Below are 21,515 nucleotides of genomic sequence, written 5' to 3' on the forward strand. Positions count from 1 at the left end.
GGCGGCTTTCCACTTAACGGAAAGCCGCCGCCTCGCTATATTTTTACTGCTTCCTGTTCAGAGGGAAGGGCAGACTAGAACCGGGGTGCGAGCGCCTCCAGCACCTGCTGCTGAACTGCCGCCGTATTACTTGCCACCAGGGACACCGGATGCACGCCGGAGACCGAAACACCAACGTGCTCGGGCAGATCACCCTCCAGGGTGGAGGCGACGCCGCCAGCCTCACGGATCAACGGCAGAAGAGCCGCCACCTCATAGAAAGACAGGGACGGATCAACCACAGTATCCACGGCACCCTCAGCGAGCATACACGCCGCCCAGAACGAGCCGTACGCGCGGGAACGACCAACGGACCCCAGAAGCTGTACAAGCTCGCCAGAGCGGTCCACAGCGCCTTCAGAGGCCGCCTTCCAGGAGGAGAGATCGGTGTACGCGGCAGACAGCTGATCCAGCTGAGTCAGCGAAGACACCTCAAGACGAGTCGCCTGCGCCAAAGACTTACCCGTGTACGCGCCCGAGCCGCGAGCAGCCCACCAGCGGCGACCCAGCGCGGGTGCAGACACCACACCTACTACCGGCTCACCCTGATCCAGCAAAGCAATCAGAGTCGCCCACACCGGCACGCCGCGGCGAAAATTATCCTGCTCAGCAATCGGTGCAATCACCCACTGGCGCGCCGCCTGACCGTTATAGCCGGCATGGGCACCGGCAATACCGTCACGAGTACGCACACGCGACAGCTGCGCGCGCAGAAGCTCCTCAACTTCCTGAGCCACACTCGAGGCGTAATCGGCAGGCTCCTGCACCTGCGCCTGCGGTTCTACGGGCTGTTGAGTAGCCTGCTGCCACGGCGCCAACGGTGCCGCGGCGGGTGCCGCCTCAGTGGGCTCTAGTGCCTCGGATGCGGGGGAGAAGACCGGGCGGTCACGAAAACGCATGGCGCTCACACGATCGACGCTATCGGCAAGAATATGCGCAAGACGCAAATCGTCGGTGTACTGCTGGGGACGGCTCATAGTAATGCTCTTCTTCAGTATCGGTGATGTAGTCAGCAAAAATGTGTGTGCGGGAGAGGACAGAGAACCCTAGACAAGCGCGCCCAGTTCCTTCTCCGAATCGCCCTCTTCAGGAGTCAACAGCAGCAGCTTACGCAAGGACTCCAGGCGGGCGGGACCGCTCTCACCGGCACGACCGGCAGCAACGTACGCCTCCAGACCGCACTCGGGAGCCTGCGCCGCGTGCGTACACGCCTTCGGACAATCCGCCGCACCCGGCGCCAGGTCCACGAACGCCTCCACAACGGTCTCCGGCGGCACATGCGCCAGACCGAAAGAACGAATACCCGGAGTATCAATAATCCAGGTGCCCGGCTCCATCGGGTCGCCATTCGCATTCACCGGACGCAACGCCAACGCCGACGAGGAAGTGTGACGGCCACGGCCCGTCACCGCGTTCACATGACCGGTCGCACGCTCGGAGCCGGTCAGCGCATTCACCAGGGTCGACTTACCCACACCCGAATGACCCAGAAGCACCGACACCTGACCCAGCAGCTCCTGCAGAAGCTCCTGAACCGGTGCCGACTCCAAACCGGCAGCGCCCTCCTGGCTCGGCGCCAAACCATCCGAAGACGAGGACAGCACAATCTTCAAACCGCTCGCCGCATAGTAATCCAGCAGGTTCTGCGGGTACCGCACATCGGTCTTCGTAATGCACAGGATCGGCTCAATCCCGGCGTCAAATGCCGCCACCACGGCACGGTCAATGAAACCGGTGCGCGGCTCCGGGTTTGCCGCAGCAACCACAATCACCAGCTGCTGAGCATTCGCCACGACCACGCGCTCCGACGGGTCGGTGTCATCGGCGCTACGGCGCAGAATCGAGGTGCGCTCGCCCAGACGCACAATGCGCGCCAGGGTATCCTTCGCGCCGGAGGTGTCACCCACCAGGTCCACAAAGTCGCCGGTTACAATCGCGGTGCGGCGTAGCTCCTTAGCGCGCGCTGCAATGAGGGTACGCTCCTTCTCGGTACCCTCATCCACGACGACCGACCAGCGGCCGCGGTCCACCGTAATGACCCTGCCACGAATCGCTTCTTTGAAGGTCGGGCGGTCCTTCGTGCGGGGGCGGGAGCCCTTCTTGTTGGGGCGCACGCGCACATCCGACTCATCCCATTCGGAGAAATCGCGCACGTTCATGCGGGAAGAACCCATTTAGAAGACCTCCTGGTCAGCGGTAGCATCAGCGGTGGAGGCGCCGGTCTGCCATTGCGCCAGCATGTCCTCCCACATTGCGGTAAATTCGGGCATGGTCTTAGCTACGGTGGCTACGTTCTGCACCACCACATTGGGGCGGCGCAGACCAATAATCGCCGCGAAGGTCGCCATACGGTGATCGTCGTAGGTGCGCGCCAGAACCTGCGCAACCTCCGCGGCAGCGGGGATGGGCGCCTCAATCACCAGCGAATCGGCGGTGTCGTGGGCGGCACCTCCCAGGCGGTTAATCTCAGCGGCGAGCGCTGCGAGGCGGTCCGTCTCATGACCGCGCAGATGCGCAATGCCGGTCAGCTCAACGCGGCCCTTCACGAAAGCACAAGCAGCCGCCATAGTCGGCGCCAACTCGCCACCGGCAGACAGATCAAAGGAGAAGTCACCCTCGGGAAGCTGCGCGGGACCGGTCACGGTCAGACGGCCCTCAGCGTAGCGAACCTGCGCACCCAGCGCGGGCAGAAGCTCACGCCACATATCGCCCACCTGGGTCGTACCCGCCGAAGAATCAGCCGCGGGTGCCGGCCAGTGAGGAATAGTCACCGACTCGCCGGTAACCACGGCGGCGGCAAGGAACGGACCGGCATTCGAAAGGTCCGGCTCAATGGTCATCTCAAAGCCGGGGAAAGAACCGGGGTGAACCGTCCAACGGTACTCGCCGCCCTCTGCTTCGTTGTCTTGGCTCGGGTAGTGCTCCTGCACCCGAATACCCATCTGGCGCAGTGCCTCCACGGTCATCTGAATGTGCGGGATGGACGGTACCGAAGAACCCTCGTGCACCAGCACCATACCCTGCGGTAGGCGAGGCGCCATCAGCAACAGAGCCGAAACGAACTGGGACGACGTCGAAGCATCAATACGAACCACGGGCGCCTCAGAAACACCCTCTGCGCTCGCCAGGCCGGGGGAGCGCAGCACGAAGGGCAGAGCGTTCTCGCCCTGCTCACAATCCACCTGCACACCCAGCTGACGCAGACCCTCCAGAACCGGACCCATCGGACGTTGACGGGCGTGCGGGTCACCGTCAAAAGCGAACTCACCCGGCAGCAGCGCCGCCAGGGCGGGCACAAAACGCATCACGGTACCGGCAAGACCGCACTCAATCGACACGGTGCGCGACTGAGCGGAATCGGACTGCGCCTGTGCGGAATGCGCTTCCACAAAGCTCAGGGGAGTGACCTTAACATCCGGACCGAACGGCGAATCGGTCGGCACCAGCTCAATACCCGCACCCAGCTGACGCAGCGCCTCAATCATCAGCGCCGAATCGCGCGAATGCAGCGGCGCACGCAAATACGAGGGGGAATCAGCCAGAGCAGCAAGCAACAGATAACGGTTCGTGAGCGACTTAGAACCCGGAATATGCACCAGCGCGTTCTTGCCAGCGGCTTCGCTGGAGGCGGGTGCCAGGGGAGCGGGCCAATCACCGGGGGAAAGCTGCACTGCTGCGTCGCTCATATGTCCTCTTCTGGGTCGAATCACGGGGAGGCGCAGGCTGTGGTGCGCTGCGCCGGTTGACGTCTACCCCTATTCTACCGGTTGAGGGTTTGCGAGCCGCCGAGGACTCCAGAGGTGAGATAGGCAATGCACACCAGGTAGTGCGAACCAACCAACACGCGTAAAGGCGGTGCACCGTTATTGGTGCACCGCCTTCACTCATCATCAGATGTCTATACCCCCAGCGGGGCAACAGCTTGAGGCAGCTTAGAGGTTAGCCTCGGCGCAGAACTTCTGCACATCCTGCAGTAGACGCGCCTTCAGCTGCTCGGGCGCCTGCTGAGCGCACGAAGAACGCATCTTCTCACGAATCATCAGCTCAAAGTCCTTCACATCCGCGCAGTCGGGGCAGGCATCCAGATGCGCCTGAACTGTGCGCAGCTGCTCGGGGCTCAGCTCCCTATCGAGGAATTCATAGAGGCGCTTGAGAGACGACGAGCAGGGCTGGCCGCCGCAATCCTCCAGCGGCTCAGAAGCCGCAGAGGCATCGGCGGCTTCGGGGGCTTCGGGGACAGAAGAATTCTTGTCTGTGGTTGACATCGGGGTTCCTTTCACACGGAAGGTATAAAGCGTTAGGGGAGTCTAGCCCCAACCTCATGGGGGGGGCTAGCTCACGTGTAGAAGAGCGAAACTAAGAATCTGCAGGCGCCTCGGAGCCAGAGCCCGCCGGCGGGGACTTTACGCCCTTGGCCGCCTTAGTGCCCTTGGTAGCCTTTGCCGGCTGCCCCTTAGTGCTCGCCTTCGCTGCGGCTTTCGCCTCAGCCTTTGCGATGGTCGACGGGCGCAGACCGTTCTCACGTGCATAATCGAGCAGCTTCTCACGCAGAATACGGCGGCCACGATGCAGACGAGACATCACCGTGCCCAGAGGGATATCCAGAATCTCCGCAATATCCTTGTACGCGAACCCCTCCACATCGGAGTAGTACACCACCATGCGGAAATCCTCAGACAGCTCGTTCAGAGCCTCACGAACCTCCGTATTCGGCAGGGCACTCAGCGCCTCCGCCTCGGCAGAACGCAGACCCACCGCATCATGCTCACCGGCCTGAGCCAGCTGCCAATCCTCCACCGTCTCACCCTGAGACTGCTGCGGCTCACGCTGACGCTTACGGTACAAATTGATGTACGTATTCGTCAGGATGCGGTACAGCCACGCCTTCAGGTTCGTACCCTCGGTGAACTGGTGGTACGAAGCAAAAGCCTTCATGTAGGTTTCCTGCACCAAGTCTTCAGCATCGGCAGAGTTGCGGCTCATCCGCAGGGCGGCAGCGTAGAGCTGATCCACATACTGCATAGCGTCCGCGGTAAAGCGTTCGCGCAGCTCGCGGGTATCCGCTGCGGTGTTGGTTTCAGCCATGTTTCTCCTCTACAGGAACGCGCCAGGCGTTCACTTCCATAACGTAGAATTCTTCTCTTTATTCCGCAGAATGCGCACAAACATCTGCGGGTAAAGCAAAACCCCGGGTCCGAATAATATCCGAAACGCCGGGGTTTTAAAGTGTATGCAAGATACCTTATGCGTTGGGGCGCTTACCGTGGTTTGCGCCGCCCTTACGACGGTCCTTGCGCTTACGACCGCGCTTGCTCATCAGAGCCTCCTTATAGTGTTCATGGATGCACGCCCCACCTTCGCGGTGCGCGCTCCCTATTACCTGCCCTAGCAGAGGCGGTCACCGAAAACCGGTGGCCCACGCTATAAGGGCAACGCCGTCTATTTTTTCATAGAAACGGCATGATTGCATCTTGGAACCGGGATATGAGCTAAAAAACACGAACTTTCTTCGCATCAACTCACAGTCCCAACCGGGGGAGCGGGCTCTTAGCCGTGCTCTGGAATGTTCAGCCAGTTGTACCAGCCGCGGTGCAGAACCAGCCACGCCATCAGACCGTAACCGGACTGACCCGGGCGGCCGTCATTAGCGGCAAGGTCGTTGCGCCACTGCTCATGGTGAAGCAGCGGGTTGAACGTATCCACGTACACGTGGTTACGGCGGGTCACCACATCCGCGTACGCCGCCGACAGGTCAGCGATACGGCGGTTACGCTCAGCGTCCAGGGTCGGCGGCGGACCAACAACCAGAACCTTAATGTTGTTCTGCGACGCCATGTCCACAATGTTCGCCAGGTTCAAACGCGAACGAGCGCTGGTCAGACCCAAATCAATGTCAAAGGTCGACGGAGCAATAATGAGGCGGTTATCAGCACCGGGAACGAAGCGGCGGCGCGCCTCCTCGAACCAGCGTGCATTCAGCTGCTCGCTACCTTCATTGGGGGCGGCAAGGTTATATGCCGCAATGGATGCGGTGGTCTGCGGGGTGCGCGCCATAACACGGCCAAACCAGCCGAGGGTACGGGGATCGCCAACACCGGCGAGCAGGTCATCGCCGACTGCCACAATTCGAATATTGCGTTGCTCCACGGAATTCTTTCTTCTGCAGTATGCGCCCGCCGTGAGAGGCGGCAAGGCACGTGAGTAATAGTCTTTATATCTAGGATAAGCGCTTACCGGCCTCTTTTCGAACTTAATACCCTATCCGGTAAGTATCCGAGACTAAAAAACCCGTCTGCCCACCAGAAACATCTGACGGGAAGACGGGTTTTGAAGAGCTAAAACCTTAGCGGTTTAGCAGCAGAAGACCTTAGCCTTCGAAGACCTGCTTGAGCAGAGCCTCAGCCTCAGCTGCGTGCAGCTTACCGGTACCGGCAGCCGGGGAAGCAGCTGCGGGGCGGGAAGCCAGGCGCATACGGCGGTCGAGTAGCGGCTGCAGGTTGAGAGCCATGAACGGCCACTGACCCTGGTTAGCAGGCTCGTCCTGAGCCCACACAACGTCGGTAGCGTTCGAGTACAGAGCCAGCTGCTCCTTGATCTCCTGCTCGGGCAGCGGGTACAGCTGCTCCACCGAGACAATAGCGGTCTTGGTGTCGCCGCGGCGCTCGCGCTCAGCTTCCAGATCGTAGTAGAGACGACCGGATACGAAGACCACACGCTCAACCTGAGCCGGGTTAATACCCGAACGGTCACCAATCACCGGCTGGAACGAACCCTCGGTGAAGTCCTCGATGGAGGACGCAGCAGCCTTCAGACGCAGCAACTGCTTGGGGCTGATCACCACGAGCGGCTTGTACGGACGGTGCTGAGAGTGGCGACGCAGCAGGTGGAAGTGCGAAGCCGGAGTCGAGGGGCATGCAACAGTCATGTTGTTCTCAGCGCACAGCTGCAGGTAACGCTCAACACGAGCCGAGGAGTGGTCAGGGCCCTGACCCTCGTAGCCGTGCGGCAGCAGCATAACCAGCGAGGAGCGCTGGCCCCACTTCTGCTCGGAGGAAGACACGAACTCGTCAATGATGGTCTGAGCGCCGTTCGCGAAGTCACCGAACTGAGCCTCCCACACCACGAGCGAATCGGGGCGCTCCACCGAGTAGCCGTACTCGAAGCCGAGAACGCCGTACTCAGAGAGGAAGGAGTTGTAGATGCGGAACTTACCCTGGTCCTCAGAGAGGTGCTCCAGCGGCGACCACTCTTCATCAGTGATGTGATCGTGCAGCACAGCGTGACGCTGAACAAAGGTACCGCGCTGAACATCCTGACCGCTCATACGAACGTCGGTGCCCTCCATCAGCAGCGAACCGAAGGCGAGCAGTTCACCCATACCCCAGTTCACGTTGCCGGTGCGGCCCATCTCAACACGCTGCTCCATGAGCTTCTTCAGCTTCTTGTGGACGGTGAAGCCCTCGGGCTCCTTACCGAACGCATCAGCGATGTGCTGCAGAGTCTCACGGGAGATTGCAGTCTTTCCGCCGTGAACGACCTCGGTGTTCTGCTGGGATGCGGGCAGTTCCAGACCGGAAACGTGCGCGCCAGCAGGAGCCGGTGCCGAAGACTGAGTCTCGACGAAGATAGCGTCCAGCTTCGAGTGGTAGGAGTCCAGAACTTCGTCTGCCTCTTCCTGAGAGACATCGCCACGACCGACCAGGTCCTGTGCGTACAGGGTGCGGGTCGAGGGCAGGACGTCAATATCCTGGTACATCTTCGGCTGGGTCATCGACGGATCATCGGCCTCGTTGTGACCGCGGCGGCGGTAGCAAATCAGGTCAATGACGACGTCGCGACCGAAACGCTCACGGTACTCGAATGCCAGGCGTGCGGCGCGAACCACTGCGTCCGGGTCATCAGCGTTGACGTGGAAGACCGGAGCCTTGGTCATACGCGCAATGTCGGAGGCGTGGGTTGCAGTGCGGCCGTCGTTCGGCAGGGTGGTGAAGCCAATCTGGTTGTTCACCACAACGTGCACGGTGCCGCCGGTGGTGTACGCCTTCAGGTCAGCCATCTGCAGGGTCTCCATGACGATGCCCTGGCCAGCGAACGCTGCGTCACCGTGAATCAGGATCGGCAGGACCGGGTGACCCTCAACGCCCTGCTCGTTGTAGACGTCCTGCTTAGCGCGGACGATACCCTCGAGCACGGTGTTTGCAGCCTCAAGGTGCGAGGGGTTAGCAGCCACGTACACCTGGGTCTGCTTACCGGAATCGGAGGTGAAGACGCCCTCGGTACCGAGGTGGTACTTCACGTCACCGGAGCCACCCTCGTAGGGTGCTGCGGTGCCGGAGAACTCACGGAAAATCTGAGCGTAGGACTTACCAGCAATGTTGGTCAGCACGTTCAGGCGACCGCGGTGTGCCATACCAATGGCAACGCCCTTCAGGTCGTTGTTAGCGGCCTTGTCCAGCACAGCGTCCAGCAGCGGAATCAGGGACTCGCCGCCCTCCAGGGAGAAGCGCTTCTGACCCAGGTACTTGGTCTGCAGGAAGTTCTCGAATGCCTCAGCCTCAACCAGCTTGGAGAGAACACGCAGCTGCTCTTCGCGGGTGGGCTTAGCAACGCCGCGCTCCAGGCGCTCCTGGAACCATGCGCGAACCTCGGGGTCCTCAGAGTACATGTACTCAACGGACAGGGAGCCGGAGTATGCCTCGTGCAGGCGCTCCAGGATGGTGCGCAGCGGCAGACGCTCGGAACCGCCGAAGCCACCGGTCGGGTAGACGCGGTCCAGATCCCACAGGGTCAGGCCGTAGTTCTCCAGCTTCAGGTCCGGGTGCGAACGCATCTTGTAACCAACGGGGTTGGTTGCTGCGGTCAGGTGGCCGTGCACGCGGTACGCGTGAATCAGCTGCTGAATACGTGCAACCTTAGAGATTTCCTGAGCGTCATCGACGTGGTTGTCGCGTGCCCAACGAACCGGCTCGAAAGGAACCTTCAGGTCGCGGAAGATTGCGTCGTAGAAGTCGTCGCCGCCAAGCAGGTAGTGCTCAACCAGCTTCAGGAACTCACCGGAACCTGCACCCTGAATGACGCGGTGGTCGTAGGTGCTGGTCAGGGTGATGATCTTGGACAGGCCCTGCTGGGTGATGAGCTTCTCGGACAGGCCGCGGAACTCAGCCGGGTACTCCAGCGCACCCACACCGATGATGGCTGCCTGGCCCTTGGAGAGACGGGGCACCGAGTGGACGGTACCAATACCACCGGGGTTGGTCAGCGAAACAGTGGTGCCGCGGAAGTCCTCAATGGTCAGCGCGCCGTTACGGCCACGCTTAACGATGTCGTTGTACGCATCCCAGAACTCGCGGAAGCTCAGCTTCTCAGCACCCTTGAGGTTCGGAACGACCAGGTTACGGGAACCATCGGGGCGGGGCAGGTCAATAGCCAGACCAAAGTTCACGTGTGCGTTGTGGATTGCAACGGGCTTGCCCTTCTCATCCACACCGTAGGTCACGTTCATCGAAGGCATCGCTGCCACTGCGCGAATTACTGCGTAACCAATCAGGTGGGTGAAGGAGACCTTGCCGCCGCGGGTGCTTGCCAGGTACTTGTTGATGGCAGCACGGTTCTCAATGAGCAGCTTTGCGGGGACCGCACGAACGGTGGTTGCGGTGGGGACAGTCAGCGACTCTTCCATGGTCGTGACGACTGCCTTAGCAGGGCCGCGGAGGGGGACAATCTTGTCTTCAGCAGGTTCCACAGGTTCAGCCTTCTTGGTAGCAGCGGGAGGGGTGGGGTTAGCAGGTGCAGCCGCAGGCTTCGGTGCCGCGGGGGCGGGAGTTGCTACAGGTGCGGCAGGTGCAGCCGGTGCGGCGGGTGCCGCAGCAGGAGCTGCACTAGCGGTACCGGCGCCTCCCAGCGCCTTGTCGATGGTCTCAAAAATGGGCCACCATGAAGGGTCCACGAGGTTCTTGTCCTTCTGGTAACGCTCGTACTGTTCTTCAACGAACCATTCGTTACCGGCAAATTCCTCAGGCACCAGATGTTCTGGCAGATTTGGCACGTTAAACGCCTCTTCCAATTAGTGTGAATTTATCCGTCGCGTCCGGGACTCTCCCCGGCATAGACGACCCGCGTCTTCGAGGGGCGAATCATCACGCTGAGCATGTGCGCATCGCCTAAGATGGTGGCCGTATGTGCGGGGTGTGCACCGTACAAACCTGCCTAGCGTGCCGTGAACGTCGGGGTTCATCCGCTTGCTTGGCGGCACACTCATGCTCCTATGTATAAGTGTAAAGAGAATCACGGTGAACTTTCCAGCTCATCGCGCCATATCCGCAATGCAATTTTTCACTCTTACGGATTAGCAATGAGCCGCGTGCGCAACAAGTGCTGTCTTGCGCTTGTGAGCAGGCACTCTACAGCACCGGGAAGAGACGAAACCTTCGCTAAAATATGGGGTATGGATGACCCTTTGAGTAAGACTCTGACTACTAGCCAGCGCAGAATACTGCCCGCGTACTCTGCGCAACACGGCACTGTAACACCCAAAAACACCACCTCCGATGCTCAGCATCTGGACAGCCTGGCTGCGGGGCTACCCCGCCAAGCCCAAGGCGCAGCACACCAGTCGATGGAGGCGGTGGCTGAGTGGATCTGATTCTCCTACTCATCGGCCTGCTCCTCATCCTGGGAACGGGCTTCTTCGTCGCCGTAGAGTTCTCCCTCGTGGCACTCGAAACCGCAACCGTGCAGCAGGCAAAGGACTCCGGCGATAAAGCAGCCGACGCCGTCCTGCGCTGCCTCAAGACGCTCTCTACTCAGCTCTCCAGCTGCCAGATTGGCATCACCATCACCACGCTGCTGACCGGTTACACCCTCGACGCTGCCATCAAGGCGCTCACCACCGGCGCCATCAGCAGCCTGGGTCTGCCCACCAGCGTGACCGACGTACTCACCCTGGTGCTGGCGATGCTCATCGCAACCTTGCTCTCCATGGTCGTCGGCGAACTGCTGCCCAAGGGCCTCGCCATCGCCGAACCCTACGATGTGGCGCGTCGAGTCGCCCCCGCGCAGCTCGCCTTCACCCGCGTCATGTCCCCGCTCGTGCGCCTCATGAACGGCTCCGCCAACTGGATCCTCAGACGCTTCGGCATGGAAGCCAAGGAAGAACTCTCCGCCGCACGCACCCCCGAAGAGCTCTCCTCCATGGTGCGCCGCTCCGCAGAAGAAGGCACCCTCGACTCCGACGCGGCACGCTTCGTGGACCGCACCCTGCGCTTCTCCGAGCTGACCGCCTCCGAAGTCATGACCCCGCGCGGCCAGGTCGCCATGCTCGAAGACACCGCCCCCGTTGCCGAAGTTATCAAGCTGGCACGCTCCACCGGCCACTCCCGATTCCCCCTCTACAAGGGCGACCACGACAACATCGTGGGCGTCGTGCACGTGAAGAAGGCAGTCGGCGTGCCCCCGGAGGTTCGCGAAACTCTCGAAGCCGGCGCCCTCGCAGAAGACGTGCTGCAGGTCCCCGAAACCCTGCACCTGGACGCGCTGCTCACCCAGCTACGCCAGGGCGCCCTGCAGCTCGCCGTGGTCCTCGACGAATACGGCGGAACCGCCGGCATCGCAACCCTCGAAGACCTCGTCGAAGAAATCGTCGGCGAAGTCTCCGACGAACACGACCGCGGCCGCACCGAACGCCCCCTACGCTACGGCAACGGCGACTGGGTGTTCTCCGGCCTGCGCCGCCCCGACGAAATCAACACCCTCATCCCCGGGCTCGAGGTTGAGGAAAGCCCCGAATACGAAACCGTCGGCGGCTTCATGATGGAACGGCTCGGCCGCATCCCCGAAGTAGGCGACAGCGTACCCGTACCCGGCGGTACCCTGCGCGTCGACACCCTCGAAGGCCGCCGCGTGGACCGCATCCGATTCACCCCCGCACCTAGCGCACAGGAACAGACCGAGAAGGGAGGCAACGCATGAACGACTGGGTAGCCATCGCACTGCTCGTCATTCTGCTCGCCGGAAACGCCTTCTTCGTCGCCGGTGAATTTGCCATCATGTCCACTCGACGAGCACAAATCGAACCGCTCGCCGAAGAAGGCAATAAGCGAGCGCAGACCGTTATCTACGCGCTAGAGAACGTCTCGCTCATGCTCGCCACCTGCCAGCTGGGTATCACCATCTGCTCGCTGCTGATTCTGAACGTCTCAGAGCCGGCACTGCACCACATGCTGGAGGTGCCCCTGCACCTGGTCGGCCTGCCCCACGCCATTGTGGACGTAATCGCCTTCGGTATCACCCTGATTCTGGTCACCTACCTGCACGTGATCTTCGGCGAGATGGTTCCCAAGAACGCCGCCGTGACCCTCGCTGCCCGCGGTGTGGCTCTCTGGATTGTGCCGACCCTGGTGACCTTCTCCAAGATTTTCGCCCCCGTGGTCGCCCTGCTGAACAACCTGTCCAATAAGCTGCTGGCGCTCATGAAGGTCGAAGGAAAGGACGAAGTCGCATCCACCTTCACCCTGGGGGAGCTACAGACCATCGTGGCAACCTCAACCGCGGAAGGCACCGTGGAAGACGACGCCGGCGTGATTGAAAGCGCCCTCGAATTCACCGAGAAGGACGTCTACGAAATCATGGTGCCCGGCGATAAGCTCGTCACCCTGCCCTTCGGCAGCACCCCCGCCGAACTGGAACGTGCCGTGGCACGTAGCGGATACTCCCGCTTCGTCATTACCGACAGCGACGGAACCTACATGGGTTACCTGCACGTGAAGGACGCCCTCGCCATCGCCCCCGAGCGGTTCGACGAGCCCTTCCCCTGGTACAAGCTACGTTCCCTGGACACGCTCACACCGACCACCGATATTGACGATGCGCTCGCCTCCATGCAGCGCAGCCGAACCCATATCGCACAGGTTATGGATGAACAGGGCGTAACCCTCGGCGTGGTCTTCCTCGAAGACGTGCTGGAGGAGCTCGTCGGCGAAATCAACGACACCACCCAGGACGCGGTGCGTGAGCGTGTACGCCGACAGCAGGCGCGCGAAGCCCAGTAATAAGCCCAGTAGCCGCATCGTGAGATATTCCGAGTAAATCAAGGAAATCTTGAGGCATACAGCCCGCCCGGTGCCCTCGTCAAGGAGGGCTAAGGGCGGGCTGTTTTGCGGTCAAAAACGGCTTATGGATGCACCCCAGGGGCACTCTCAGACGGCGGGATGAAGCGGCAGTATAAAGTAGCGGTGGGGGAGCGCAGTAGGCTGAGCTAACTATCCTTGTTGCATAAGCTACTGACAGGGAAAAGGGTTGCCTAACAGCACCCAAATGACACCAATAAAGAGTTGTTTATACGGGTGTGCGCATGATGTAGTTAAGGAACCTACAGACTAGAACGAACCGAAAGAGAGCCCTCATGTCGCACCCGAAGATCACCCGCAAGCACTTCCTCACCGCAATGGGCTCACTCGCCGCGTCCTCCCTGCTGCTGGCAGGCTGCGCAACCGAGAACAAGACCTCCTCCGGTTCGTCCTCCTCGGCTGGCTCCAACAACGGCAAGGTGAAGGTCGTCGCCTCCACCGACGTCTACGCAGACATCGCCAAGCAGGTCGGCGGCGACTACATTGAGGTCACCGCGCTCATCTCCTCCACCAGCACCGATCCCCACTCCTACGAAGCCACCAGCGCCGACCGCCTCAAGGCAAAGGACGCATCCCTGATCGTCATCAACGGCGCAGGCTACGATCTGTTCCTCGAAGACCTCGCCGGCAAGGACAACGCCTCCCAGAAGATCGTGAACGCGGTCAAGGTCAGCGGCAAGCTCACCGACGCCGAATACACCCACCTGGTCGAGGACCACCGCGGCGGCGAACACCACGAAGACGGCGGCGACCACGCCCACGCACACGAGTTCAACGAGCACCTCTGGTACGACTTCGAAACCATGAAGAAGGTCGCTCAGAAGATTGCTGAAGAGCTCGCAGGCCTCGACTCCGCACACGCTGAGGCGTTCCGCACCAACGCATCCACCTTCTCCAAGGAACTGGACGCACTGGACACCACCGCCAAGGCAATCGCCGGTGAAGGTAAGAAGTACCTGTCCACCGAGCCCGTGCCGGACTACCTGATTTCCTCCACCGGCGCAGAGAACGCAACCCCCAGCGAATTCGCTGAGGCGGCAGAAGCCGGCAACGACGTCCCCGCCCTCGTCCTGAAGGAAACCAAGGACATGGTCACCGAGAAGAAGGTCCAGCTGCTCGCCTACAACGAGCAGACCTCCACCTCTCAGACCAACGAGGTGCTGCAGGCAGCTAAGGACGCCTCGGTGAACTACGTATCCTTCACCGAAACCCTGCCGGAGAACACCAACTACCTGGCATGGATGAAGACCAACGTCAGCAACCTCGAAAAGGCGCTCTCCTAAGTGACTGACAACAATAACGGTGCCGCCCCCGCGATTTCCATTCGCGGGGGTAGCCTCGCTTTCGGGGCCCGCACCCTCTGGAAAGATCTAACCCTCGACATCGGCGCAGGCGAATACTTCGCCGTGCTTGGACCCAACGGCTCCGGCAAGTCCACCTTCCTCAAAGTCGTTCTCGGCCTGACCGGACTCAACGCCGGCGAAATCTCCGTGCTCGGCAAACCCGCACGCCTGGGCAACGCCGGCGTCGGCTACGTACCGCAGCAGAAGTCCATCCCCACCTCCACCCCGATGCGCGCCCGCGACCTCGTGGGACTTGGTGTGGACGGGCACCGCTGGGGCATCCGCCTGCACGGCCGCAAATACCGCGCCAAGGTTGACGAGCTCCTCGAAGCCGTCGGTGCGACCGAGTACGCGAACGTGCCGGTGGGTCTGCTCTCCGGCGGTGAGCAGCAGCGCCTGCGTATCGCCCAGGCGCTTGCGAACGACCCGAAGATTCTGCTGGCTGATGAGGCGCTACTCTCCCTGGACCTCAACCACCAGTACGCGGTGGCTGAGCTGATTCACCGGTTCAACCGTGAACGCGGCGTGGCGGTGGTGTTCGTGACCCACGAAATCAACCCCATCATTGAGCATGTGGATCGCGTGCTCTACCTGGCGAACGGCCGTTTCACGGTCGGGTCGGTGGAAGAGGTCATGACCAGTGAGACTCTCACCTCCCTGTACGGAACCCCGGTGAGCGTTCTCAAGTCTAATGGCCGTTACGTGGTGGTGGGTGAGACTCACGCCAGCGACCACTGCCATATTGAGGGCACCGACCAGAACATTCACGGCTCCCACCTGAAGTCTGGTCTTTCTGAACCGCAGCGCACCCTACACATTCCGGGAGGAACCACTCGATGACCATTCTTGCTTCCTTCCCCGCTCTGGCTCCGGTTGCCGCCGCGCAGAATGATTTGCTCTCCCGTATCTTCGTTTTTGACCGCTACGGCGAGCTGCTGCAGATGCTGCAGAACTCCATTTTTGCTGGCGCTGTTCTGGGCCTTATCGGTGGTTTCGTCGGTATTTTTGTGATGATGCGCGACCATGCCTTTGCGGTGCACGGCGTCTCTGAAATGTCTTTCGCGGGTGCCGCCCTTGCCCTGTTGCTCGGCTATGACGTGGTGACCGGCTCCATGGTCGGTTCGATTGCCTCGGCTCTGCTGATTGCCTTTCTGGGCTCTAAGGCGAGCAATTCGAACTCGGTCATTGGTGCGCTCATGCCGTTCGGCTTGGGCTTGGGTATTCTCTTCCTCTCCCTGTACCAGGGCCGTAGTGCGAATAAGTTTGGCCTGCTGACCGGTCAGATCGTGTCCGTGGATGCCGACCAGCTGCACACCATGATTATTGGTGCGGTGGTTATTATTTCCCTGCTGGTGATGGTGTGGCGTCCGCTGAGCTTCGCCTCCCTGGACCCGGAGGTCGCGCGCGCTAAGGGCGTGCCGATGCGCTTTTTGTCCCTGGTGTTCATGGTGATTCTGGGTATTGCTGTGGCGCTGTCTGTGCAGGTGGTCGGTTCGCTGCTGGTGCTGGCGCTGCTGATTACTCCGGCGGCTGCGGCGATGCAGGTGACTGCCTCTCCGGTACGCACCCTAATCCTGTCGGTGCTGTTCGCGGAGGCGTCCATTGTGGGCGGTATTCTGCTGGCTCTTGCCGGTTCGCTGCCGATTAGTCCCTACGTGACCAGTATTTCCTTCCTGATTTACGTGGTGTGCCGTGTGATTGGTGGCGTGAAGCGCCGCCATAGCGCGTCGGGCCGCCAGCTGGCTGAGAAGGCATAAGATCTATAGAAAGAGCCCCACCTCGGGAATGAGGTGGGGCTCTTTCGTTGTCGTGCTGTGTTAGCGCTACGGGTCATGTACCCGGTGCGCAATGCGGGCTCAACCTGTGTGGCGTTGTGTTGTCCTGTCCAGATGCCCTGTGTGTCGTGCTGTTGCGGCGTCAAAGATCTTGAAGGCGCCGTTTCCTTCGTTGAGAAGGTTTTCCCTCGATGGGGGATAGCTCCTCAGATGAGGGGCTTAGAGGTTGCGGCTTGGCCTGCAACGTTAGCGTGCAGTGCCGCCCTGCGCTTCTTCCTCGCGACGTGCCAAAGTGCAGTCCGGGCAGTAGCCGGTCACTTCAACCACGTGCTCCAGCTCCGAGAAGCCGTGCTGCTTACCCATGGCCAGTGCCCAGTCCTCGAGGGCGGGTGCTTCCAGCTCAATGGCGGTGCCGCATCGGCGGCAGAGCAGGTGGTGGTGGTGATCTTTCACCCGGCAGTGGCGGTACAGGGTCTCACCCTCAACGCCCTTGACCGAGTCGAGCTCACCGGCGTTAGCCAGCGACTGCAGCACGCGGTAGGTGGTTGCGAGAGAGACCTGTTCCTTGCGGTTCGCGAGGGTCAGGTGCAGATCCTGTGCTGAGATGAAATCGCCGAGCTCTTCCATGGTCGCCTTGATGATGCGACGCTGGCGGGTATTTCGGGCTTCGGCGGGCTTCGTAATTCTCCGTACGGGAATATGAGTGTCCATTGCTGAACCTTTCGGGGCGGAAATCCGTCCCATTGTGTGGTCGATCTTGTCTTACGACTTTACACTAGAGGCGTTCAAAAGGTGGTTGATTTGCGCTTTATCTCAAAAATTGAAGTCATCAACAGGCACGAATGAGGGTTAACGGTAGACTAAAACTATGAAAATGACGAAGTACACCCACTCATGTATCCGCCTTGAGAATGAGGGGCGCACCCTCGTTCTTGACCCCGGCAACTTTGCTGCAGAAGGCGAACACGCCACCGCGCTGGAAGGCGCCGATTACCTGTTCGTGACCCACGCGCATCCGGACCATTTTGACGGCCCGTCGGTGCTGCCGCTGATTGCTCAGCGTGCCGAGTCGCAGACCCCGTTGAAGATTTGGGCTCCCGAGGCTGTTGCCCAGGTCATTAAGGAGGCTGTGCCCGCTGCCGAGGTTACCGTTGTTTCCTCTGATTCTGAGTTCAGCATCCCCGGTTTTGAGGTGAAGACCTACGGCGGTCAGCACGCACTGATTCACCCGCTGATTCAGACCATCGCCAATGTCGGTTACCTGATTAACGGTGCCTTGTACCACCCGGGTGACTCGCTGGTGGTTCCTCACCGCGTGCGTGCGAATACCGTTCTGGTGCCGATTCACGCGCCCTGGTCGAAGGTTCAGGAAGTCATTGATTTTGTGATTGCGACCGGCGCTCAGCGTGTGGTTCCGATTCACAATGGCATGATTAACCAGAACGGCACCGGCATTATTGAGGGTCTGGTGACGAACTTCGGCGCGAAGTACGGCACTGAGCTGAAGCACCTGAACCCCGGTGAGAGCATTGAGGTTGAGGCGTAAGCCTGACCACTGAGCTTCAAACGTGCCGGTGACGGCGCATGAAGGAGAGTATTGTGAGCACAATTTTTACCAAGATTATTGATGGCGAAATCCCGGGTCGTTTCGTCTGGAAGGACGAGCATTGCGTCGCCTTCCTGGACATCATGCCCCTGTCGGAAGGTCACCTGCTGCTCGTTCCCCGCGCTGAGGTCGACCGTTGGCCCGACCTGCCGGCTGAGCTGGCAGCGCACCTGTTCGCTGTGGCGCACAAGATTTCTGGTGCCCTGGATCAGGCATTTGATAAGGACCGTGTGGCTCTGATGATTGCGGGCTTCGACGTTCCGCACACCCACATCCACCTGTTCCCGGCTGACGGCATGGCTGACTACGATCCCGCTAACGCGAAGAAGGATGCTACCGCCGAAGAGCTGGATGCGGCTGCTGAGAAGGTGCGTGCTGCCCTGCGCGAGCGCGGCCACGGCGAGTTCGTGCCGGAGGCATAAGCGCCCTTTACAGCGTGTATAAACACGACAGCGCGTATAACCACGAAGGAGCCGCCCTCTACACAACAGTAGAGGGCGGCTCCTTCGTTGCTATATCCCGTTGCTATGTTCCGGCGGGAAAGAAGCTTAGTGCTTTTCAGCCTTGGAGATCTGCTCAGCCAGGTCCTCGGGGGAGAGGTTAGCGGAGGAGAACTCGGGGGTCAGCGGCAGGTGCAGCTGCAGGCCGGTACCGGGGCAAATCTCGACCTTTGCCGAGCGCAGCTTGAAGTCGACCACGTGACCGCCCTGAACGCGCTCATCATCGATAAAGTGGGCGTGGCAGCCGGGCACCGAGATGCCCTGCTCGTAGATCGGGGTGCGGAAGCCAACAATCGTGCCGGTCACGTTATCGAACTGGACAATGTCCTCATTCTCGGTGGCCGCAACCATCTTCGGGTAGGGCTTCTCCTGCTTGATGACGGTGCGGGTGCGGACCCATTCGAACTCGCCGTAAATCTTGATGGCGTACATGTAGTTCTTGGAGACGGTGAAGTCATCCAGAATCTGCGAGGCAGACTTACGGAGTAGGTTATGCGGTAGTTCGCGCTTAATCATGGGCACGAAGTTGGTGACCACGGCGTAGGGGGTCTGCTGGCGCAGGTCGGGCAGGGATACGGAGCCGTCGTGGCGCACCTGGTAGCAGACGCCGTCGAGGACGACCATTTCGCCGTCGAGGCCGTTGAAGGTACCCACACCGAAGTTGCCGTGGCTCAGAAGCTCACCGATGGTCATCTCGCCATCGTAGATGCCGTCCAGCAGCTGGGACATGAGGCCGGTCTGAAAAACTTCGTTACGGAAAACAGTTTCACCGTTTAGGATGGTCGGCTGATATGCCATGAGATTTCTCCTCGTTACAGTGGATGCGGCGTCAGACGGGTCGGTCGGTCATCGGCGATACTCGCCCTAGCTGATGCTAAAAAGGGGAAGGGCGTCGGGGAGAACACGGCGTGTGATGTCGTTTCTCTAGGAATTCGTAGGTGACGCAGGCCGGGCGCACGCACTTTCATTGTACGCCTGTGCAGGAAGAACCCCGGGACTAGCGGGTACAACATCTTATGATGTGGCCCCTAGAGTGCTGAAAGCAGTCAACTGCACAAGGGCATAAAAATAGACTGGCATTCCCTCCGGTTGCACGACAAAAAGGGAGGGAACGCCAGCACCAACAGCTTAGCCCTTAGAGCCGCTCTAAGCGCAACTAAGACACCCGAGGCTCATCGAGGCAGAAAAATATTAGACACGAACCGTCACCAAAAATGGCCCGACGAGCCTGCAACCGGCAGACCCCCTGCAGAAACCCAGCAGAAAACACAACAACGGCCTATACGCTCCCAAAGGAACGTATAGGCCGTTGCCTGTTCTCCTGAACGCACCCCCTACAAGGGGCACCGTTCAGGAAGAAAGATTAGACGCCGTAGTACAGCTGGTACTCAAGCGGGTGCGGAACCAGCGAGAGCGGCTCCAGCTCGTTCTTACGCTTGTAGTCAATCCAAGCCTGAATCAGGTCCTCGGTGAAGACGCCGCCCTCGAGCAGGAAGTCGTGGTCAGCCTCCAGAGCCGCCAGAGCTTCCTCCAGGTTAGCCGGAGCCTTCTTGATGTCCTTAGCCTCTTCGGCGGGCAGCTCGTACAGGTCCTTATCGATCGGTGCCGGCGGCTCGATGCGGTTACGGATACCGTCCAGACCAGCCATCAGCTGAGCAGCGAACGCGAAGTAGGGGTTAGCGGAGGGGTCCGGTGCGCGGAACTCCAGGCGCTTAGCCTTCGGGTTGGTGCCGGTAATCGGGATGCGGATACCGGCGGAACGGTTACCCTGCGAGTACACCATGTTGATGGGAGCCTCGTAGCCGGGAACCAGACGCTTGTAAGAGTTCACGGTCGGGTTGGTGAATGCCAGAACAGCAGAGGAGTGCTCAATCAGACCGCCAATGTACCAGCGTGCGGTGTCAGAGAGGTTAGCGTAGCCGCGCTCATCGTAGAAGAGGGGCTCGCCGTCCTGCCACAGCGACTGGTGGCAGTGCATACCGGAGCCGTTGTCACCGAACACGGGCTTGGGCATGAAGGTCACGGACTTGCCCCATGCGTCTGCGGTGCCCTTGATGACGTACTTGAATTTCAGCAGGTCGTCAGCAGCCTTGGTGAGGGTGTCGAACTTGTAGTTGATTTCTGCCTGGCCGGCTGCGCCCACCTCGTGGTGGCTACGCTCAACCTCAAGGCCAACCTCGTCCATTGCTACGCACATTGCGTCACGCAGGTCAGCCTGCTTGTCGACGGGGGAGACGGGGAAGTAGCCGCCCTTGACGGGGGTCTTGTTGCCCAGGTTGCCGCCCTCTTCCTTCCGGCCGGTGTTCCAGGGTGCCTCATCGGAGTCGATCTTGTAGAACACGGAGTTCGGCTCGACCTGGTAGCGGACGTCCTCGAAGACGAAGAATTCAGCCTCGGATGCGAAGAATGCGGTGTCTGCAATGCCGGTGGACTGCAGGTACGCCTCGGCACGCTCAGCGACACCGCGGGGGTCACGGTGGTAGGGCTCGCCGGTGCGGGGGTTCACGATGGAGCAGATGATGACCAGGGTCTTCTCAATGCGGAAGGGGTCAACGTACGCGGACTGAACGTCGGGGATCAGCTGCATGTCGGACTCTGCAATGCCCTGGAAGCCGCGAATGGAGGAGCCATCAAAAAGCTGGCCGTTGACGAAGAAATCGTCATCAATCGCCTTAGCGGGCAGGTTGAAGTGCTGCTGCACGCCGGGCATGTCGGTGAATCGGATATCAACGAAGACTACTTCTTCGTTCTTGATAAAGTCGAGAACTTCCTGGGGGCTGGTAAACATGAGGACTGCTCCTTGTTCGACTGACGGTGCAGGAGGGTATCTTCCCTCATCACATTCAGTCTTTGGTTTAGTTTTTGGCCGCGGGCAAAACCCTGTGACATATCAAGCATAGTGGTTATTTTTTGCGCGTGCGTGACTATCGTGTTTCGGTAATGTTACAAATCCTGGAAAGGAGTTACATCTTGGTTGTCTTACGACACACAGCGCAGATGCTAACGCCCTCTAATAAAGCTCTAGTAAAGCCAACATCAATGCCAGCAACGCAATAACCGGGTATAACAAAAGGCCCCGGCCCTCCCCCCACGGGAAGAGCCGGAGCCTTCAAAACCTTATATCAGCG

Annotated in this window: 18 protein-coding genes; 7 read left to right on the forward strand and 11 right to left on the reverse strand. The window is 60.3% G+C overall.

Features of this window, described 5'->3' with window-relative positions; translation table 11 throughout:
• Positions 1-74 precede the first annotated feature (74 nt).
• The 8 genes from HMPREF2845_RS08860 to HMPREF2845_RS08890 form a co-directional block, all read right to left on the reverse strand.
• The gene (locus HMPREF2845_RS08860) at positions 75-1,016 is read right to left on the reverse strand and encodes an inositol monophosphatase family protein (protein WP_070634497.1); all 942 of its coding nucleotides are present in this window, start codon (positions 1,014-1,016) and stop codon (positions 75-77) included.
• A 69-nt stretch (positions 1,017-1,085) separates the two neighbouring features.
• Positions 1,086-2,213: a ribosome small subunit-dependent GTPase A gene (gene rsgA, locus HMPREF2845_RS08865; RefSeq protein ID WP_049342178.1), complete on the reverse strand. Its 1,128-nt coding sequence runs from the start codon at positions 2,211-2,213 to the stop codon at positions 1,086-1,088.
• On the reverse strand, positions 2,214-3,725 hold the full coding sequence (gene aroA, locus HMPREF2845_RS08870; RefSeq protein WP_049347239.1) for a 3-phosphoshikimate 1-carboxyvinyltransferase: 1,512 nt from the start codon (positions 3,723-3,725) through the stop codon (positions 2,214-2,216).
• 246 nt (positions 3,726-3,971) lie between these two features.
• Complete coding sequence (gene rsrA, locus HMPREF2845_RS08875) at positions 3,972-4,304, reverse strand: mycothiol system anti-sigma-R factor (protein ID WP_070634498.1); 333 nt, start codon at positions 4,302-4,304, stop codon at positions 3,972-3,974.
• A gap of 91 nt (positions 4,305-4,395) precedes the next feature.
• The gene (locus tag HMPREF2845_RS08880; RefSeq protein ID WP_049342176.1) at positions 4,396-5,124 is read right to left on the reverse strand and encodes a sigma-70 family RNA polymerase sigma factor; all 729 of its coding nucleotides are present in this window, start codon (positions 5,122-5,124) and stop codon (positions 4,396-4,398) included.
• 157 nt (positions 5,125-5,281) lie between these two features.
• Positions 5,282-5,356, reverse strand: a complete 75-nt coding sequence (locus tag HMPREF2845_RS09515; RefSeq protein ID WP_095343185.1) for a 50S ribosomal protein bL37 — start codon at positions 5,354-5,356, stop codon at positions 5,282-5,284.
• Between the two features lie 230 nt (positions 5,357-5,586).
• Positions 5,587-6,186, reverse strand: a complete 600-nt coding sequence (locus HMPREF2845_RS08885) for a GDSL-type esterase/lipase family protein (RefSeq protein ID WP_005505446.1) — start codon at positions 6,184-6,186, stop codon at positions 5,587-5,589.
• A 220-nt stretch (positions 6,187-6,406) separates the two neighbouring features.
• The gene (locus HMPREF2845_RS08890) at positions 6,407-10,084 is read right to left on the reverse strand and encodes a multifunctional oxoglutarate decarboxylase/oxoglutarate dehydrogenase thiamine pyrophosphate-binding subunit/dihydrolipoyllysine-residue succinyltransferase subunit (RefSeq protein WP_070634499.1); all 3,678 of its coding nucleotides are present in this window, start codon (positions 10,082-10,084) and stop codon (positions 6,407-6,409) included.
• Positions 10,085-10,671: 587 nt separating this feature from the next.
• Here HMPREF2845_RS08890 and HMPREF2845_RS08900 point away from each other — a divergent pair.
• From HMPREF2845_RS08900 to HMPREF2845_RS08920, 5 genes are all read left to right on the forward strand, one after another.
• A complete protein-coding gene (locus HMPREF2845_RS08900; RefSeq protein WP_070634500.1) occupies positions 10,672-12,006 on the forward strand; it encodes a hemolysin family protein in 1,335 nt (444 codons plus the stop codon).
• Positions 12,003-13,085 (forward strand): hemolysin family protein, encoded by a 1,083-nt coding sequence (locus tag HMPREF2845_RS08905; protein ID WP_070614973.1) that lies wholly within the window; start codon positions 12,003-12,005, stop codon positions 13,083-13,085. The genes HMPREF2845_RS08900 and HMPREF2845_RS08905 overlap by 4 nt, the downstream gene beginning before the upstream one ends.
• 353 nt (positions 13,086-13,438) lie before the next feature.
• On the forward strand, positions 13,439-14,446 hold the full coding sequence (locus tag HMPREF2845_RS08910) for a metal ABC transporter solute-binding protein, Zn/Mn family (RefSeq protein WP_070634501.1): 1,008 nt from the start codon (positions 13,439-13,441) through the stop codon (positions 14,444-14,446).
• Positions 14,447-15,346: a metal ABC transporter ATP-binding protein gene (locus HMPREF2845_RS08915; RefSeq protein ID WP_049327709.1), complete on the forward strand. Its 900-nt coding sequence runs from the start codon at positions 14,447-14,449 to the stop codon at positions 15,344-15,346.
• The gene (locus HMPREF2845_RS08920; RefSeq protein WP_049358560.1) at positions 15,343-16,263 is read left to right on the forward strand and encodes a metal ABC transporter permease; all 921 of its coding nucleotides are present in this window, start codon (positions 15,343-15,345) and stop codon (positions 16,261-16,263) included. The genes HMPREF2845_RS08915 and HMPREF2845_RS08920 overlap by 4 nt, the downstream gene beginning before the upstream one ends.
• Before the next feature lie 264 nt (positions 16,264-16,527).
• On the opposite strand, the gene HMPREF2845_RS08925 is transcribed toward HMPREF2845_RS08920, so the two are convergent.
• Positions 16,528-16,992, reverse strand: coding sequence for a Fur family transcriptional regulator (locus HMPREF2845_RS08925; protein WP_070634502.1), 465 nt, complete (start codon positions 16,990-16,992; stop codon positions 16,528-16,530).
• Between the two features lie 157 nt (positions 16,993-17,149).
• On the opposite strand from HMPREF2845_RS08925, the gene HMPREF2845_RS08930 reads away from it, so the two are divergent.
• Together HMPREF2845_RS08930 and HMPREF2845_RS08935 are read left to right on the forward strand one after the other, a co-directional pair.
• Positions 17,150-17,827 carry an MBL fold metallo-hydrolase gene (locus HMPREF2845_RS08930; protein WP_005505455.1) on the forward strand — a complete coding sequence of 226 codons (678 nt, stop codon included), beginning with the start codon at positions 17,150-17,152 and terminating at the stop codon, positions 17,825-17,827.
• 53 nt (positions 17,828-17,880) lie between these two features.
• Entirely contained in the window at positions 17,881-18,309 is a 429-nt protein-coding gene (locus HMPREF2845_RS08935) for an HIT family protein (protein ID WP_049361917.1), read from the forward strand.
• 126 nt (positions 18,310-18,435) lie between these two features.
• Here the strand turns inward: HMPREF2845_RS08935 and budA are convergent, their stop codons facing one another.
• Both budA and glnA read right to left on the reverse strand, forming a co-directional pair.
• On the reverse strand, positions 18,436-19,185 hold the full coding sequence (gene budA, locus HMPREF2845_RS08940) for an acetolactate decarboxylase (protein ID WP_005505457.1): 750 nt from the start codon (positions 19,183-19,185) through the stop codon (positions 18,436-18,438).
• 565 nt (positions 19,186-19,750) lie between these two features.
• The gene (gene glnA, locus HMPREF2845_RS08945; RefSeq protein ID WP_005508615.1) at positions 19,751-21,175 is read right to left on the reverse strand and encodes a type I glutamate--ammonia ligase; all 1,425 of its coding nucleotides are present in this window, start codon (positions 21,173-21,175) and stop codon (positions 19,751-19,753) included.
• Between the last annotated feature and the right edge of the window lie 340 nt (positions 21,176-21,515).

It is taken from the genome of Rothia sp. HMSC065B04 (genome assembly GCF_001812285.1).
GTDB classification, from domain to species: Bacteria; Actinomycetota; Actinomycetes; order Actinomycetales; family Micrococcaceae; genus Rothia; species Rothia mucilaginosa.